The organism is Gramella sp. Hel_I_59 (assembly GCF_006714895.1).
Taxonomy (GTDB): Bacteria; Bacteroidota; Bacteroidia; order Flavobacteriales; family Flavobacteriaceae; genus Christiangramia.
In genome coordinates this window covers 2,466,986-2,484,061 of sequence record NZ_VFME01000001.1, presented here as the reverse complement: position 1 = coordinate 2,484,061, position 17,076 = coordinate 2,466,986, and the positions used below count along the sequence as shown (strand labels likewise).

The following is a 17,076-nucleotide window of genomic DNA, read 5'->3' as shown; positions in this document are numbered from 1 at the left end:
CAATGTTAGGGTTCTTCAAAATCGAATTATTCTGAAAGATAACAACTCCACTAAAATTGGACAAGGGAATGATTCTATTTATAAACAGAATGAAGTTTTGAGAGTCGAATTAAGAATTCCAGATGGACCAGCTTTTTTCAGCCTGTAGTTCCAACATTTTATAACCATTTAGGGTTTTTGCACCACGTTCAGAAGCTAACTTCATGAGCTTGGTTTCTTCCGGATTATAGATAAGATCAAAGATGATATGCTGGTTGGAAATACCCTCGAGAGGAATATCTGGATAACGGTCGGTTTCAGGAGAAGTACCTAGAGGTGTTGTATTAATTACCAGTTTGTTATGACTAATTACTTCAACGCTTAGTTCACTATATGATAGCGTATTTTCTGAAGAATTTCTGGAGATAAACTGGTAGGGAACTGACAGTTTGTCAAGAGCATAAGCGACGGCTTTTGAAGCTCCTCCGGTCCCCAGGATAAGAGCAGAGCTATGGAAACTTTCCAAGTGATTTTCCAGTGCTTTTTTAAAGCCAAAATGGTCTGTATTATAGCCAGTGAGCTCACCGCTTTCAGAAATTTTAATGGTATTCACAGCGCCTATTTTTTGCGCTTCAGAGTCAAGATGATCTAGAAATGGAATTACTTTTTCCTTGTAGGGAATGGTTACATTCAATCCGGAAACTTCGGTATTTTTGAAAATTTCGGGAAACTGATCAATGCTTTCAAGATCAAAATTGATATACCTGGCATCGATATTTTTATTGCTGAATTTCTTGCTGAAGTAGTTTCTGGAAAAAGAATAATCTATGTCTTTTCCAACGAGTCCAAAAGTTCTCATTTTTCCGAAGTAATTTTTTCGTACCAGGCGAGTCCAAGTACAATGCTAATTCCTATTCCTATACAGAAGATTGCCGCGAAAGTTTCTACCTGATCGAATTGTGGCCAGTATCGATCGTAATTGTCGATCACCTTATTTCCGTTCCTATCAATTAGAACTTTACCCTGTTCTCCAATTTTGTATACTTTCTCCTTCCATGGCCATACAACTCCAAGGGAGCCCGTGATAAAACCAATGATGACTGCAAAAGTTTCTCTTTTTCTTGTTTTGAGTACATATCCCAGCAAATGAGACAATGAAACCAGTCCGGCCAGGGACCCAATCGCGAATACCGCCAGTACTTTAAGCATCTGAATTCTTTCTGCATTCCCGGTCCAGGAGAAATCCATCATCAGGATGTCTGCCATCGTATCATAGAGCGCATTAACAGAGTCTACCAGCAACAGGACGTAATTCCCTACTAGAATCAATATAAAGCTGCCTGAGAGGCCCGGAAGGGTCATTCCCGATACACTTATCATTCCGCAGATAAAAACAAACCAGAGATTGTCATTTTCTCTTGCGGGTTCCAGGAAACTAATGGCTATTCCGGCAATGATCCCGAGTACTGCAAATACAATAGAGTTACGATCCCAGTCTTCAAAGTCCTTACTAATGTAATAAATGGAGCCAATGATCATTCCGAAGAATGCTGACCAGACGTATAGTTCGTAATGTATGATTAGATAATCCAGGATCTTGGAAACGCTAAAATAGCTAATGAGCATCCCAAGTATCAACAGAATTAAGAACTTTCCGTTGATATAATGATAAAGGCTTCTGAATCTACCAGAAATTAAAAGCTTAAAGGCTTTAAGGTTTACTTTTTGTAATGAATAGATGAACTCTTCATAGAATCCGGCAACAAAGGCAACAACACCGCCAGACACGCCAGGAACCTTGTTCGCAGCGCCCATAGCCAGGCCTTTAAGAACCAGCAGGAACTTATCTGTGAAAGTCCTAGTTTGCTGCATTGGCATTTTCAGGTTTATTACCAGCCAGCATTTCCAGACCTAAAATGAGGAAGAATCCGGCCAGCATAAGAACGACAGACCATAGTGTTTGTGGATCTCCGTCGAAATTCCATGGCAATACTGAAGCTTCCTTGAGTACAACCTCTTTTTCACCATACATAGCAGTTTCCAGAGTTTCTTTCCACGGCCAGATCTTGTTCAGTGAGCCAGCGATAAATCCGGTAAGAACCGCAAGAGTAATACTACTGTAATGAACGAATAACCATTTCAGGATCTTTGAAAAAGTAAGCAATCCAAAAACTGCTCCAACACCTACAATACCTATAGTCTTCAGATCAAAATCATGTGCTGCTTCTGTAATCGACTTATAAGCACCTAGCAATACCAGAATAAAAGCCCCAGAAATTCCAGGCAGGATCATTGCGCAAACGGCAAGTGCTCCGGCAAAGAATAAAAATAAATAGGAATTACTGGCGGAAAGTGGCGGCAGGCTAACGATATAGAACGCAACCCCTGCACCAATTACCAGCGCTAAAACGATCTTCCAGGTCCACTTTGGGATTTGTTTACCTACAAACCATATACTGGCAACCACGAGTCCAAAGAAAAAGGACCAGATTAGAACCGGATGATTCTCGAGCAAGTAATTTGCTACACGCATCACACTAAATATGCTAACGAGAATACCTGCAAAAAGAGCTACAATGAAATTACCATTCAGCTCTTCCCACATGGCCTTAAAGCCGTCTGCCTTCCAGGTGGAAAGCAATCCAAGATTCACTCCACTAATGGTGGTGATCAACTCTTCATATATACCTGAAATAAATGCGATAGTACCGCCGGAGACTCCGGGAACAACATCTGCGGCTCCCATAGCCATTCCTTTAAGGCTTATCTTTAGATAGTCCACTAAACTGCGTTGCATCTTAGAATTTTATGATTTTGCTCAAAGGTAGCAAAATTACTAAGAGAGCTTTACGAAGGAATTTATAATTTGTTTGATGCTTTTTCGCTCGAAAATATTCGGGAAAAGTTCTTCTATGATGATGTAATATTCTGAGTCGGTTTTCAAGGCATTATTCAAATGAAAATAACCTTTATCTCCATTGTTTGTATTAAAATATAAACCGGCGAGACGATATTCGACTTCCGCAGTACCCGGGTAAAATTCCAGAGCCTGCATCATGCTGGAAATTGCAGTTTCATATTCTCCCAGTCCAATCAGGATATCACATCTTCTAATCCAGGTCTCTAATTCGTAATTCCCCAACTCAAGACTTTTTTTATAGCCTTGCTCAGCTTCTTCCGGGAAATTCAGCCTACTGTTGATCTTTGCGTAGCGCTTCCAGTAAAGAACATTTTCCTCGTCTATGTTGATTGCTTTATTGATATAATATAAAGCCTTTGGGAAGTTCAATTTTTTGATATAGAAGTCGGTAATCGCGATCCAGCCCTTATCGAGTAAAGGATCTTCGTGCACGGTTTGCTCATAGTTTTTGATCGCGAAATCATCACAACCAAGTTTTTCGAAGCATTTACCAATTCTTAAATATGCGAAAGATGTAGGATCATCGAGTTCCAGAGTAATATTATAGTTTTCGATGGCCTCATTGTAACGTTTTAATTTCTCAAGAACCTTTCCTTTTTCCAGGTAAGCTCCCACGAACCTGTCATCACTAATAATGGCAAAATCAAAAGCTGCCAGTGCTTTAGTGTAGTTCTTCAGGTCGAAATATTGCTTTCCAACCTGGTGCCAGGCTACTTCGCAATACGGGTGTTTGTCCAGATATAGATTCAGGTAATCAATAGCCTCCTCTTTCTGTTCAAGAAAATCGAAGCAATACATGATATTGTAAAGAGCAGAATAATCCTCATCATCTGCCTCAAGGCATTTCATAAAGCTATATTTCGCATTCTCAAAATCCTCGAGAAAGAGATATTCCATCCCAATGAGCGAAAATATTTCTGCATCTTCAAGCGTGATCTCCAAAGCTGCTTCCAGCATGGTAATTGCTTCAGCATGCATATCTCGCTTAGAATAGATCTGAGCCTTTTGAATGTAGATCTCCTCGTTGGAAGATTCCAGATTCTTCAGCTCATTAAGTATGCTGTCTGCAAGATCCAGTTTATCTTCAAAAACCAGGATCTCAACTTTGTATAATCTTAGATTTACTGAAGTAGGATGCTGGGCGAGACCCAATTTCACCGCTTTTTTAGCAAGAGCTATCTTGCCATTCTCCATGTAATGGTTGATGATATTCTCAAATTCGTTTGAATCGAAGAAAAGAACGTCATTGGTCTTTAGCATGGATTCGAAGCGATCAAGAGAGAAATTATCTTCTTCGTTATGGCTCAATTGCATAAGAGAGTGATTATGGGATTTCTACTGTTATTAAAGTTAAAAAGGAATAAGGGCAATAGGTACGCCCGCTTGCATTGTTGTTAACAAATTAATTAACAGCTTCAATATTACTATTTAACTCTTCCAGTATGTCAACAATAATGCCACATCCTTTCAAAATTTCTTCAGAAGATATTGTCAGGGGCGGAGTGATCCTTACGGCTCGCTTTTCGAACAATAACCAGAATAAGATCAATTGTTCATCTTTAGCTCTAAGCACCAGCTGGTCTGCAATTTCGGCAGACTTTAATATAATTGCCAGCATTAAGCCTTTTCCTCTAACTTCTTCAATAAGCGGATGTTGTAAATGTTTTCTGAAGAACTTTTCTTTTTGTAGTGTTTCAGAAATAAGGTTTGTGCTAAGAAGCTCTTTTAAAGTAGCAAGTGCTGCTGAAGCAATTAAAGGATTGCCACCAAATGTTGTGATATGTCCAAGTTTTGGATTGTCCATAAGTAGATCCATGACCTCTTCTGAAGCTGTAAAAGCTCCAATTGGTAATCCGCCACCCATTCCTTTTCCCATTACCAGGATATCAGGAACAAGTCCGAAATTCTCGAAACCAAATAATTTACCGGTCCTTCCAAAACCAGGTTGTATCTCATCCAGAATAAGTAATGCGCCTACTTCTTCACAACGTTTTTTTACTTTGAGTAGATAATCATCTACCGGCTGAATAAAACCAGCACCACCCTGGATTGTCTCCAGAATTACGCACGCTGTATGTTCGTTGATATTTGATAGATCTTCCGTGGAGTTGAATTCTATAAATGAAACATCTCCTATTAAAGGTTTGAAAACCTTTACCCTTTCTTCAAAATCCATCAGACTTAAGGAGCCCATCGTATTACCATGATAGGCGTGCCTTGCAGCAATGATCCCTGTTCTTCCAGTAGCCCTTCTGGCCAGTTTCAGTGCACCTTCGATCGCCTCAGTTCCGCTATTTACGAGATAGGTTTTAGATAGCGAACCAGGTAAGTTCTCAGCAAGCAATTTACTAAGCTCTACTGCAGGAGCCTGTGCATATTCGCCATAAACCATTACATGCAGATACTTTTCAGCCTGCTCCTTGATAGCATTTACCACTGCAGGATGCGAGTGACCAAGAGTACAGGCAGATACGCCAGCAACGAAATCAAGGTATTCTTTGCTATCACTTGTCTTTATATAACTACCGGTAGCACTTTCTACTTCTAATGCCAGTGGGTGAGGAGTGGTTTGAGCCTGAAACTTTAAAAAATCTTCCTTCATTCCTGGTTGCCAGTTAGAGTGTCCTTAACAGGTTTTGCAATTGGTTCAATAGCGTCCTTAAGTGAATCCTGAACCTTTTCGTTTTTATACTTCAGAGAATCTTTAGCTCTATTCTTTAGAATTTCTGGTTTAAGTCTGGAATTTTGATCTAGTAGGAGGTCGTCTTCTTCGCGTTCTTCAAAAAATTCCTCAGGAGCTTCAGGCATTTCGATACCTTTGATCTTGGTAAGTTCTGGTACAGGTTTTCCTTCAAACAATCCTTCTTTCGAAATAATTCTTTCATCACCGCGCCAGTTAAAACCAGCTAAGGTTCTTTGGTTTTGAGGAACTTCATCTTCTGGAGGCATTTTACCCTGAACAGCATTTAAATAATCTATGAATTCGATCTGCTGATCCTGAAACAGAATGCGTATATAACTGGCAAGAGTTTTATTAATCGAAATAAGGGCGCCCTCATCGTTTCTTAAATAATTGAGAGTTTCAGTGTTCTTATCAATAATAACTTCCCTTAGTTCATTATCTTCAAAATAGCCGGTAAGAATCTTTCCTTTTAATTGGTTGTATCCTTCTATAGTATCCTTCTGAATCAAAAAAGCATTGTCAAATACCAGTAGGCTATCCAGTTGTTCAGATTCAGCATTAGATTGCAGGTGTATACTATCACCACTCATTTGATTGAGTCCGGACCATAAAACAGGTTTTTTATCACCAAAACGACCAAGATTGATCAATTTCGAAAGTCCGCTTTGTTGATCTGAATATATAGAATCACTACGCCCGCTCATTGGATTTTCACCGGTTTGATCTTCTTTCAAAATCCGAACGTCATAAAAACCACGAATAATTCTATGTTCTGGTTTCCCAGTGATCATAATGGTATCACTATGAATGAACAAGGTGTCTCGTTCCTGTAAGCTCGCGGCAAGAGCTCTTTTGGTTATAAAAACAGAATCTTTATCTCTATAAACTTCAGCATAATGACCGGTCACTTTGCTTTGATTTATAGTGTCAATGACCTGTATATTATTTGTGGCTGAAGCAAAACTGGTTTCACGATCAAAATACAGACTGTCACCCTTGAGGACTCGATTTTCATAATCTATCCTGGAGTTTTTAACGAAATAACCATTATCTGCTCTGGTATCGTAAAATCCGCGTTCGCAGTAAACCGTACTGGTTTCACTTTTGATCGTTGAAGGTCCATATAAATAAGCGTAACCACTTTCAGAATAAAAATCAAGTTGTTCAGAGTTTATAGTATATTCCGGGTTAGTGACTACTACTTCATCAACAAAACTGTATTTGTTTTGTTCCATGTAATAGCGGCCAATCCTACTGGTAAGTACACTCGCAGTATCCCGAACCTTACCACCACTTCTGTAATATGCTTCCTGTTTTAGTCTGTCGAAGAACAAACTGTCGGTTTCAAGGGTGGTTTGAGGTCTTTTCATTAATACTTTTCCGCTGGCAAAGGCAAATTCGGTATCACCATTATATTCGGCATAGTTGCTGGTCATACTTACACTGTCACCTTGCTGCATTCTAATATTACCATAAGCCTTGAAGAAATTGGCTTCTTTATAAAAAACAGCATTATCGCACCAGACTTCGATTCCATCGTGATCAAAATAAACCTGGTTGTCAATTTTACTTAAAATTAAGGCGCCTGGATATCTGGCTTCGTTTTTTAAAGTTCTATCAGATTCGTAGTTAATTTCCTGACTATTTTGTGCCATTCCTACCTGAATGAAAATCACACAAAGAAGTACGCTAAAGAAGTGTCGCAATTCAATATTTTTTTCAAAAGTACTTAAAATTAAAATGTCCTTGATTTTATACATAAACGTGATGTGCGAAAATCTGGTATGCCAATTAATCATAATAAAACTCCCTAAAAGGATCAATAATCCTTAATGAAATCAAAAAATTTTGGCATTTAAGATAATCTTAACGATTGGATTAAAACTGAATTGGCTTTCCCTTCGTAAGTTTCCATAGAAACTAAAATTTTAATCATGAAAAAACCCTTAGTGAAGGTAGATGTAGTTGATGCATCACCGAAAAATTCGAACAAGAATTCGCGTAGGAAGTTCATTAAATTAGGTGGTCTAGGTATAGCCGGTTCCAGCTTTTTACTGTACGGATGTAGCGATGATGATATGTTTAACCCAGGCGGAGATGTTGGAGGACCAGATCCAGTTGATCCAGTAGATCCAGAACCTGTTGATCCACCAGTAGACGCTGTATTTGATCTAGGAAGCGGAGATTTGGGTATTCTTAATTACGCATATGCTTTAGAGCAATTGGAAGCTGCATTTTATACTGCTGTAAGAGGTGGTGACTATTATGCAGGCGCTCCACAAGAAGAAAAAGATCTAATGGATGATCTTTACAACCATGAAGTTATACACAGAGAATTTTTTAGAACAGCTATAGCCGCAGCAACCGTTGATACTCCGGAGGCAATGTTGCCGGATTTGGAATTTGATTTAAGTTCTGTTGATTTGTCTAGTAGAGATCAGGTACTAGCAACTGCAATGGCACTTGAGGATACTGGAGTTGGAGCATACAATGGTGCTGGAGATCGTATTGCTGATCCTGCTTACCTATTATTAGCTGGTAAAATTGTATCAGTAGAGGCTAGACACGCGTCTGCTATTAGATCATTAATTAATCCAGACTCTGCAGATTTCGCAGGTGATGACGTTATTACTACAGATACAGGTTTAGATCTTGCTTACGATCCAGCAGAAGTATTTGACATTGCAGGTGGATTTATTGTAACTGATTTCACAGCTAATGAGCTGCCTGAACCAATGACTGGAGCGTAATCTATTAAAATCTAAAAAAAAACATTATGAGTATAATAAAATTATTGGATGAATTTTCATCTGAAAAACTAACGACGAAATCTTCTTCACGTAGGGAGATGTTTAGTACCCTAGGTTCTTTCGGAAAGAAGGCGGCAATGGCTGCTGTTCCTTTTGGATTGGCTAGTACAAAAGCTAATGCAATGTTTCAGGACAGTGGAAATCCAGCGGTAGATGCATTACAATTAGCATTAACCTTGGAATATCTAGAAGCCGAATTTTATTTAAAAGCATTGGAATCGGGTGTGCTACCTTCAGGTAGACCAGAAACGGTATATATGCAAATTTCTAAGCATGAGTCGGCACACGTGGATTTCCTAGTGGCAGGATTAGAAGGAGTTGGAGCAACTCCAGTGCCCAAGCCAAACTTTGACTTTACGGCTGGTGGCGCCTTTGATCCTTTTAACGATAATGGTATTGGAGAGGCTACAGCTTATGCACAATTACTTGCGTTAGCTCAGGCTTTCGAAGATACTGGAGTTAGAGCCTACAAAGGGCAGGCTGCAAATCTTATGGGAACTCCATTTTTAGAGCCAGCTCTTCAAATTCACTCCGTAGAAGCGCGTCATGCTTCTGAAATTAGAAGAATTCGTGGACTTGAAGGTTGGATTACATTAAATAACAGAGGTGAAGGTATGCCGGAAGCTACTCAGGCTGTATATGATGGTGAAGAAGTAACAACTCAGGCAGATATTGATCTTGTAGGGTACGATTACGGAGATTCCCCACTTGTTGGTGATGCAGCTGAAGCTGTTTCTCAAGCGTTTGATGAGCCAATTAATGCTGAGACCGCTACTAATATTGCAAGTTTATTTATAGTATCAGGAGATTCTGATTCAGATTCTGACTCAGATAGCTAAACTAATTCAATACTACCGAATAGAAAAAGCCCCAATTAGGGGCTTTTTTTTATGCTATTATTTTATTTAGTAATCTGAGTAAGTCTATAAATAAGCGAATATAGCAGTGATTCGAGAATAATATTATCCGCTTTGAGTAAATCCTTGAATAAATAAACCTTTAAATTTAGTAATTAAGCTTTGCTTTCAGCTACCCGTAGTTGAACAATTAGGATAGGCTTGATGAGCAAGATTATCAAATTATACTATGGTGGAATGGAGCCGTTTCAAGAAGTATCCTGTAGAAATTACTCATTAAAAAAGCCCCATAATGGGGCTTTTTGAAATATAAAATAACTTGGTTTTAGCTTCTTTGGATCGTCTGACTTCTGTCTGGACCTACCGATACAATGGTAATTGGTGTTTCCAGTTCTCGCTCAAGGTATTCAACGTAGTCGTTAAATTCTTTTGGGAGCGTGTTGGCATCTGTCATTTTAGTAAGATCTTCTTTCCAGCCTTTCATCTCGGTATAGATCGGCTCAAGATTTTCAGGTTCTATATTAAAAGGTAGATGATCAATAGTTTCACCTTTATATTTATAAGCGGTACATACCTTTAAAGTATCAAAACCACTAAGTACGTCACCTTTCATCATGATCAGCTGAGTGATCCCATTTACCTGAACTGCGTATTTCAATGCAACCAGATCCAGCCATCCACATCTTCTTTTACGTCCTGTAGTGGCTCCAAATTCATTACCTATTCGTCCCATCTTTTCTCCGGTCTCATCGAAAAGTTCTGTAGGGAATGGGCCACTACCAACTCTAGTGGTATAAGCTTTAAATATTCCAAATGCTTCCCCGATCTCGCGTGGTGCTACTCCAAGCCCGGTACAAGCACCGGCGGCAGTAGTGTTGGAAGAGGTTACAAATGGGTATGTTCCAAAATCAATATCCAGCAAAGAGCCCTGGGCGCCTTCAGCAAGGATTGCTTTCCCATTTTTCATAGACTTGTGAAGGTAATCTTCACTGTCGATAAAAGTAAGTTCTTTCAAAGTTTCAATCGCAGTACGGAATTCTTTTTCAAGTTCTTTAAGATCGTACTGTACATCCACATCATAGAATGCGATCATCTTCTCATGCTTATCTGCAAGTGCACGATAGCGATCCTGCCAGTCTGCCATTTCCAGATCTCCTACACGTAATCCATTTCTACCGGTTTTGTCCATATAGGTTGGACCAATTCCTTTTAAAGTAGATCCAATCTTAGCTTTGCCTTTTGAAGCTTCAGAAGCAGCATCAAGCAATCTATGCGTTGGAAGAATAAGATGCGCCTTTCTGGAGATTAATAGTTTAGACTTATAGTCTATTCCATGTTTGGCTAGATTGTCCAGTTCCTTTTTAAAGATTACCGGGTCTATTACTACACCGTTTCCAACAAGATTGATACTATCATCATGAAATATTCCTGAAGGTATCGTGTGTAAAACGTGTTTTTGTCCATCAAACTCCAAAGTATGTCCTGCATTTGGACCACCCTGAAATCTGGCAATGATATCGTATTTGGAGGTAAGTACATCGACAATTTTGCCTTTTCCTTCGTCACCCCATTGAAGACCTAGTAGTAAATCTACAGCCATGAATTCTTAAACTTAGTTGGTTGATTTTTTGTTTCCGTAGAAATACAGGGAGTGTTTATTGATTTCAATATCAAAAACTTCTTCGATCGTTTGCTTGATACTTTGTATCCTTGGATCGCAGAATTCGATAACTTCTCCTGTATCTGTAAGTATAATGTGATCGTGCTGCCGGTCAAAATAGGATTTCTCATATTGTGACTGATTCTGCCCAAACTGATGTTTTCTAACCAGTCCGCACTCCAGTAGGAGTTCGATCGTGTTGTATAGTGTTGCCCGGCTCACCCGATATTTCTTGTTCTTCATCATTATATATAATGACTCTATATCGAAATGATCTTCAGAATTATAGATCTCCTGAAGAATAGCGAAACGTTCCGGTGTTTTCCGATGTCCCTTGTCTTCAAGATACTTCGTGAAAACGTTTTTTACGACCGCCTGATCGTTTTTATTTACGACTTTTTTGCTCATAATTGCCTTGCAAAGGTAAAAGTTTATTCACGGCTTACCTTGTCTATGCCGTTAATTTTTTTCAGTCGCTGGATGATCGTATTCAGGTTATTATTGTTCTTCACCACCAGCGTAATTCTTCCATTGAAAATACCATCTGAGCTGTCAAAATTCAGGTTTTTCATATTCACACCCAGGTTACTTGAGATTTCTTTCGTGATCTCACTTACCAATCCAAGATTGTCAATTCCCTGTAGTTTGATAACCGACTGGAAGTCCTGTTGAGAACTATCAATCCATTTCGCCTGGATGATCCTGTAGGCGTAATTGGATTGTAGTTGCAATGCATTTGGACAATCTTTCTTATGAACCTTGATGCCGTCGTTTACAGAAATGAATCCAAAGACAGTATCTCCCGGAATAGGGTTACAGCAATTTGCTAATTTATAATCCAGTTTCTCTTCTTCCTTCCCAAACACCAGTTGGTCATACTTGGCAGTGATCTCGTCCTTATTAATATCGGCTGCTACCTGTGGCTTTTTAATTTTACTTTTGAAATAGCTTACCAGGGAATTACTACGGGAATTTGCAAAGTCCTTAAGCAACTGATTATCGATCTTTCCAATACCTACGCGATAGAAAAGATCAAGGCTCGTTTTTAGGTTAAAGAATACAACAAGTTCGTTGATAGACTTTTCGTTGAACTGTATCTTCTGTGCTTTTAGTTTTCTGGCCAGCACAGCTTTTCCTTCCTCTGCGATCTCTTTCTTCTCATCTTTCAAGGAAGATTTGATTTTTGCACGGGCTCTTGCCGTAGTAGCATAATCCAGCCAGTTCACATTAGGCTGAGCATTATCTGAAGTGATAATTTCCACCTGGTCGCCACTTTTCAATTCGTGACTCAAAGGAACCAGTTTACTATTTACACGAGCACCTCGAGTGCGTAATCCAATTTCTGTATGAATGCTGAACGCAAAGTCCAGTGGTGTTGATCCCTTCGGAAGAGATTTAAGATCTCCCTGAGGTGTAAAGACAAAAATTTCTTTTGAATACAGGTTCAGTTTGAATTGTTCTACAAAGTCAACAGCATTCACATCTGGATTCTCAAGTGCTTCCTGAAGTCTGCTTACCCACTCTTCAAAACCTCGTTCCTCTTTATTGTCATCTCCCTGTTTGTATTTATAGTGAGCAGCATATCCTTTCTCTGCGATCTCATTCATTCGTTCACTTCGAATCTGTACTTCCACCCATCTGCCTTTTGGCCCCATTACGGTAATATGCAGAGCTTCGTATCCTGTAGATTTAGGAGATGAGATCCAGTCTCTTAATCTAGTAGGATTGGGACGGAAGTGATCGGTTACTATGGAATAGATCTTCCAGGCCAGGAATTTCTCCTGTGATGGTTCACTTTTATAAATAATTCTGATGGCAAACTTGTCATAGATCTCATCAAAACTGATATTCTGAGTCTGGATCTTCCGGTTAATGGAATAAATGGACTTTGGTCTCCCTTTAATACTGTAGTCCAAGGATTCCTTGTCCAGAGAATCTTCGATCACACGGCTGAATGCCTTGATATAAATATCCTGATCTTCCTTACTTTCCTTGATCTTCGTTAAGATATCGTGGTATACTTCAGGATCTGTATACTTTAAACCAAGATCTTCAAGTTCTGTTTTTATGTTGTAAAGTCCGATCCTGTGTGCGAGAGGAGCATAAATATATAAGGTTTCCGAAGCAATTTTAATCTGCTTATCAGGACGCATGGCATCCATCGTTTGCATATTATGTAAGCGGTCTGCGATCTTGATAATGATAACGCGAACATCATCGTTGAGCGTAAGCAGCATTTTACGGAAGTTTTCTGCCTGTAGCGAAACATCCTTATCTTTTTTAAGACTGGAAATTTTGGTAAGTCCGTCGACGATCTTTGCCACGGTCTCCCCAAACATTTTTTCGATGTTGGTAAGGGTGTATTCCGTATCTTCCACCACATCATGCAAAAGTGCAGCAGCGATCGAAGTTGCGTCCAGCCCAATTTCTGAAGCTACTATTTTTGCCACCGCTATTGGATGGAAAATATAAGCTTCACCAGACTTTCTACGCTGATCTTTATGTGCATCTACCGCAGTATCAAATGCCTTTCGAATGAGTTTCTTGTCATCGTCGGAAAGGGTTTGGTAGCTTATACGCAGCAATTCCTTGTATTGCCTAGCAATTTGCTTGTTCTCTTTTTCTATCGCAGCCTCGGTCATAGGTTAAAAGTACAATTAAGATAAAAAGTAAACAACTAAATACCTGCCTTCAAATTCTGAAATCTTTGCAGTAAACTCGGGTGTGAGTAATGTACGAAAATATAGGTTTTGTGTGGAGTTAAGTTGCTCAATGTATTTCCAGATAACTTTTTCAAACTGCTTATCAGGTATTTTGCGTTGTAGGTTTTACTCGCATAATCATCAGCCTGGTATTCAAACTTTCTCGAAATGTAATTCATCATAAGACCGGTTACTTCTGAAATTGGACTATATAAAATTCCGAAGGCAATCAGGCCAATATGAAAACTTGGCTCGCTTACACTCAATGCTGAAGATAGTATGGGACTACCTACGAACAGGGATAGCAGCCACAAAGTGAATCCAGTGGTAGCTATTGAAGCAATTAAATTGAAAACAATATGTTTCTTTTTGTAATGACCAACCTCGTGTGCAAGAACTGCGACGATCTCTTCTTCATCCAGATCATTGATCAAAGTGTCATATAGAGTAATTCTTTTTTCTGAACCAAAACCGGAAAAATAAGCATTGGCTTTAGTGGAACGTTTGGAGCCGTCGATCACAAAGATATTATCCAGCTGGAATCCTACTTTTGCAGCATAAGCCTCAATTTTAGTTCTCAAGCTACCTGATTCCAGAGCAGTTTGCTTGTTAAAAAGCGGAACGATCAATTTTGCATAGAACATATTCATGAAAACCGCGAAAACAGATACAACAATCCATGCATACCACCAGAAATCTTCTCCTGCAATTTGATAGAACCAGATGATCAATGCTAAGATTCCACCACCCACGATCATGGTCATTAAAAGACCTTTTAATTTATCTATTACAAATGTTTTAACACTGGTCTTATTAAATCCATATTTTTCTTCAATTACAAAGGTGCTATACCAGGAAAAAGGGGTTGTAAGTAGGTCACTGCCAATGATGATGATCCCGAAGAATATAAGAGCTATCACAATAGGATTGCTTGAAAACTCACGTGCAATTCCATCTACCGCGGCAAAGCCTTCGAAAACCAGAAAGAGTATCGTAAGAATTACTGAAAAACCAGAGGAGAGCAGGCCAAACTTAAAACGTTCTTTTTTGTATTGCTGAGACCTTTCGTACTTCTCATCATCGTACACATCTGTCAGTTCCGCGGGTATAGGATCATCGAAATGTTTGGCATTCAACGTATCAAGGAGGGTGTCGAAAAGAAAATCAGCGATCACGACTCCAAGGATGATATAATAAAGAGTTTCAGCTTGCAAATTATAAAGTTTAAAGATTAAAGCCCCGTTGTCTTCGTGCTTCAAAAATGAGAATACCAGCTGCGACCGATACGTTCATACTATCGATAGCACCCTGCATGGGAATGATGATATTCTGAAGAGAATGTTCGCGCCATTCTTCGCTAAGCCCTGTGGCTTCGGTTCCAACGACGATTGCCGTGGGTCCTTTTAAATCAATTTCGTGGTAAGGTCTGGCGGCCTGTAAAATTGCCGCATAAATATTAATATTCTTATTCCGAAGAAATTCAATGATTTCTGAAGTTTCCCCGGTGGCTATCTTGTTGGTGAAAACACAACCTACGCTACTTCTGATGATATTAGGATTATAGAGATCTGTTTTAGGATTTGCAATAATGACCGCATCCACTCCAGCAGCATCGGCGGTTCTTAGGATTGCACCAATATTTCCTGGCTTTTCCGGTGCTTCAGCGACCAATATCAAAGGAGAAGTTGAGCTGAAGTCTAAATCTTCCAGTTTATTTTCTTGGGAACGAAAAACGGCGATGACTCCTTCGGTACTACCTCTATAAGCGATCTTTTCGTATACTTCCTGGGAAAGTTCAGTGATCTGTTCTGTATTTTGATCGCCTTTCTTAACAAGATCAAGGACCTCCTGAAATTCTATCTTTTCAGGAACATAATATAGGTGAAGCAGTTCATAGTGATGCGCTACGGCAAGACTTGTTTCCCTTAAGCCCTCAACAAGAAATGCATTTTCCTTTCTTCTGCTTCTTGACTTTTCCTGTAATTGCAGCAACCATTTTATTTCCCGGTTTTGCAGGCTGGTGATCTTTTTCAACATATTTACAAAAGTAAGTAGATATTAGGCATAAAAAAAGTTGCCCGAAGAGTAGAGTGGAAGCTTAGCAGCATTTCCATTCCAGTCCTTCGGGCAACTTTGAAATTAGTTTAGTTACTTAGATTCCTACTCGCTGTATTTTTTGGAATAGCGTTTCCAAAGTTCAGTTTGATGTGTTTCCAGACTTAGTTCCCTTCCGTCTATAAAAGCATGAGAAAGAATATTTGTACGCATGTCCAGTGCATCACCTTCAGAAATGAAAAGAGTCGCAGATTTTCCTTTTTCGAGAGTTCCGTAATCACTATCAATTCCAAGGATCTTTGCATTGTTGGCAGTAATAAGACTTAGAGCATCTTCTTTGTCCATACCAAACGCAGCTACCGTTCCAGCATAGAAAGGTAGATTTCTGGTATTCATACGTTCCATTTGTCCGCTGCTTTCCAATCCAACCATAACTCCTTCATCATGCAGTAATTTTGCCAGTTTATATGGCTGGTCGTAATCTTCATAAGCATTATCTGGAGTGCTGTGTGGTCTGTTAACCAATACCGGGATCTCTGAATTTTTTAATTCTGAAGCGATTGCAAGCGCGTCGTAACCTCCAACAATGACAACCGATGAAAGCTCATTTTCTTTTTTAAACTGAATAATATCCAGGATTTCTTTTTCTCCATCAGCGTGGATAAATACCTTTTTATCTCCACTGAAAACTTTATCCATGGCTAAAAATGGTAGGTTTTGATCACCTCTGTCACCATTCAAATAGGCTTTTGAGGAAGCGAAGAAATCTGATAACTGCTGAATTTCTTCAGTATAGTCTTTATTAGGTTTAAGTCCTGGGTCTTCACCTCTCCACCAGCGACCACGTCTAAAAGAATCGGGCCAGTTGATATGCAGACCATCATCAGCTTTTACAGCTGCGTCTTCCCAGTTCCATGCATCAAATTGTACGATGGAAGATGTTCCGGAGATCAATCCGCCTCGTGGAACCACCTGTCCCAGAAGTACACCGTTGGGTCTCATGGATTCTACGATCTTACTTTCTGTATTATAGGCGATCAGGCTTCTTACATTTGGAAGCATGTCACCCATCTCATCCTGATCTTCCGTAGCTTTTACAGAAGCGATCTCTACCAATCCAAGCGTTGTATTTGGAGCAATAATCCCAGGATACACATGTTTTCCTGTACCATCGATCTGTTTACCTGGATATTGTCTTTTCGTAAGATCTGCGGCAATGATCTCGGTGATCCTGCCATCCTCAAGAATGATCAGGCTATTCTCGATCACTTCCCCATTTCCAATGTGAGCGGTAGCACCAATAATGCTAATCGCTTCAGCCTGTTCTGGTGCTGGGGTTTGCTGTGCAAAACTATTTCCGCAGAAAAGTAAGCTCAGCAATCCTATATATAAATTTAATTTTTTCATCTT

General features: G+C 39.5%; 14 protein-coding genes. 2 read left to right on the top strand and 12 right to left on the bottom strand.

Translation table 11 applies throughout. From position 1 onward, the window contains the following. Nucleotides 1–109: 109 nt before the first annotated feature. The 6 genes from JM79_RS11460 to JM79_RS11435 form a co-directional block, all read right to left on the bottom strand. Nucleotides 110–838: a shikimate dehydrogenase gene (locus JM79_RS11460; RefSeq protein ID WP_141878277.1), complete on the bottom strand. Its 729-nt coding sequence runs from the start codon at nt 836–838 to the stop codon at nt 110–112. Next, nucleotides 835–1,851: a DUF368 domain-containing protein gene (locus JM79_RS11455; RefSeq protein WP_141878276.1), complete on the bottom strand. Its 1,017-nt coding sequence runs from the start codon at nt 1,849–1,851 to the stop codon at nt 835–837. Before JM79_RS11455 ends, JM79_RS11460 begins: the two co-directional genes overlap by 4 nt. Further along, complete coding sequence (locus JM79_RS11450; protein ID WP_141878275.1) at nt 1,838–2,776, bottom strand: DUF368 domain-containing protein; 939 nt, start codon at nt 2,774–2,776, stop codon at nt 1,838–1,840. The genes JM79_RS11455 and JM79_RS11450 overlap by 14 nt, the downstream gene beginning before the upstream one ends. 39 nt (nt 2,777–2,815) lie before the next feature. Further along, nucleotides 2,816–4,213 carry a tetratricopeptide repeat protein gene (locus JM79_RS11445; RefSeq protein ID WP_141878274.1) on the bottom strand — a complete coding sequence of 466 codons (1,398 nt, stop codon included), beginning with the start codon at nt 4,211–4,213 and terminating at the stop codon, nt 2,816–2,818. 88 nt (nt 4,214–4,301) lie between these two features. Next, nucleotides 4,302–5,501, bottom strand: coding sequence for an aspartate aminotransferase family protein (locus JM79_RS11440; protein ID WP_141878273.1), 1,200 nt, complete (start codon nt 5,499–5,501; stop codon nt 4,302–4,304). Further along, complete coding sequence (locus JM79_RS11435; RefSeq protein WP_185739533.1) at nt 5,498–7,237, bottom strand: OstA-like protein; 1,740 nt, start codon at nt 7,235–7,237, stop codon at nt 5,498–5,500. The genes JM79_RS11440 and JM79_RS11435 overlap by 4 nt, the downstream gene beginning before the upstream one ends. 279 nt (nt 7,238–7,516) lie before the next feature. On the opposite strand from JM79_RS11435, the gene JM79_RS11430 reads away from it, so the two are divergent. Further along, on the top strand, nt 7,517–8,332 hold the full coding sequence (locus tag JM79_RS11430; protein ID WP_141878272.1) for a ferritin-like domain-containing protein: 816 nt from the start codon (nt 7,517–7,519) through the stop codon (nt 8,330–8,332). A 26-nt stretch (nt 8,333–8,358) separates the two neighbouring features. Beyond that, nucleotides 8,359–9,231: a ferritin-like domain-containing protein gene (locus tag JM79_RS11425; RefSeq protein WP_141878271.1), complete on the top strand. Its 873-nt coding sequence runs from the start codon at nt 8,359–8,361 to the stop codon at nt 9,229–9,231. 343 nt (nt 9,232–9,574) lie between these two features. Here the strand turns inward: JM79_RS11425 and JM79_RS11420 are convergent, their stop codons facing one another. From JM79_RS11420 to JM79_RS11395, 6 genes are all read right to left on the bottom strand, one after another. Next, nucleotides 9,575–10,849, bottom strand: coding sequence for an adenylosuccinate synthase (locus tag JM79_RS11420; protein ID WP_141878270.1), 1,275 nt, complete (start codon nt 10,847–10,849; stop codon nt 9,575–9,577). Between the two features lie 12 nt (nt 10,850–10,861). Further along, nucleotides 10,862–11,317: a transcriptional repressor gene (locus JM79_RS11415; RefSeq protein ID WP_141878269.1), complete on the bottom strand. Its 456-nt coding sequence runs from the start codon at nt 11,315–11,317 to the stop codon at nt 10,862–10,864. A gap of 23 nt (nt 11,318–11,340) precedes the next feature. Then, complete coding sequence (locus JM79_RS11410) at nt 11,341–13,551, bottom strand: RelA/SpoT family protein (RefSeq protein ID WP_141878268.1); 2,211 nt, start codon at nt 13,549–13,551, stop codon at nt 11,341–11,343. A gap of 35 nt (nt 13,552–13,586) precedes the next feature. Further along, nucleotides 13,587–14,825 carry a M48 family metallopeptidase gene (locus JM79_RS11405; protein ID WP_141878267.1) on the bottom strand — a complete coding sequence of 413 codons (1,239 nt, stop codon included), beginning with the start codon at nt 14,823–14,825 and terminating at the stop codon, nt 13,587–13,589. Nucleotides 14,826–14,835: 10 nt separating this feature from the next. Then, complete coding sequence (locus JM79_RS11400; protein WP_141878266.1) at nt 14,836–15,648, bottom strand: RNA methyltransferase; 813 nt, start codon at nt 15,646–15,648, stop codon at nt 14,836–14,838. A 123-nt stretch (nt 15,649–15,771) separates the two neighbouring features. Next, nucleotides 15,772–17,073 (bottom strand): amidohydrolase family protein, encoded by a 1,302-nt coding sequence (locus JM79_RS11395; RefSeq protein ID WP_141878265.1) that lies wholly within the window; start codon nt 17,071–17,073, stop codon nt 15,772–15,774. Between the last annotated feature and the right edge of the window lie 3 nt (nt 17,074–17,076).

What these genes read in the sequence shown, in the direction of transcription:
- JM79_RS11460 (WP_141878277.1), bottom strand. Translation starts at nt 838, where the DNA reads ATGAGAACTTTTGGACTCGTTGGAAAAGACATAGATTATTCTTTTTCC.
- JM79_RS11455 (WP_141878276.1), bottom strand. Translation starts at nt 1,851, where the DNA reads ATGCAGCAAACTAGGACTTTCACAGATAAGTTCCTGCTGGTTCTTAAA.
- JM79_RS11450 (WP_141878275.1), bottom strand. Translation starts at nt 2,776, where the DNA reads ATGCAACGCAGTTTAGTGGACTATCTAAAGATAAGCCTTAAAGGAATG.
- JM79_RS11445 (WP_141878274.1), bottom strand. Translation starts at nt 4,213, where the DNA reads ATGCAATTGAGCCATAACGAAGAAGATAATTTCTCTCTTGATCGCTTC.
- JM79_RS11440 (WP_141878273.1), bottom strand. Translation starts at nt 5,501, where the DNA reads ATGAAGGAAGATTTTTTAAAGTTTCAGGCTCAAACCACTCCTCACCCA.
- JM79_RS11435 (WP_185739533.1), bottom strand. Translation starts at nt 7,237, where the DNA reads ATGGCACAAAATAGTCAGGAAATTAACTACGAATCTGATAGAACTTTA.
- JM79_RS11430 (WP_141878272.1), top strand. Translation starts at nt 7,517, where the DNA reads ATGAAAAAACCCTTAGTGAAGGTAGATGTAGTTGATGCATCACCGAAA.
- JM79_RS11425 (WP_141878271.1), top strand. Translation starts at nt 8,359, where the DNA reads ATGAGTATAATAAAATTATTGGATGAATTTTCATCTGAAAAACTAACG.
- JM79_RS11420 (WP_141878270.1), bottom strand. Translation starts at nt 10,849, where the DNA reads ATGGCTGTAGATTTACTACTAGGTCTTCAATGGGGTGACGAAGGAAAA.
- JM79_RS11415 (WP_141878269.1), bottom strand. Translation starts at nt 11,317, where the DNA reads ATGAGCAAAAAAGTCGTAAATAAAAACGATCAGGCGGTCGTAAAAAAC.
- JM79_RS11410 (WP_141878268.1), bottom strand. Translation starts at nt 13,551, where the DNA reads ATGACCGAGGCTGCGATAGAAAAAGAGAACAAGCAAATTGCTAGGCAA.
- JM79_RS11400 (WP_141878266.1), bottom strand. Translation starts at nt 15,648, where the DNA reads ATGTTGAAAAAGATCACCAGCCTGCAAAACCGGGAAATAAAATGGTTG.
- JM79_RS11395 (WP_141878265.1), bottom strand. Translation starts at nt 17,073, where the DNA reads ATGAAAAAATTAAATTTATATATAGGATTGCTGAGCTTACTTTTCTGC.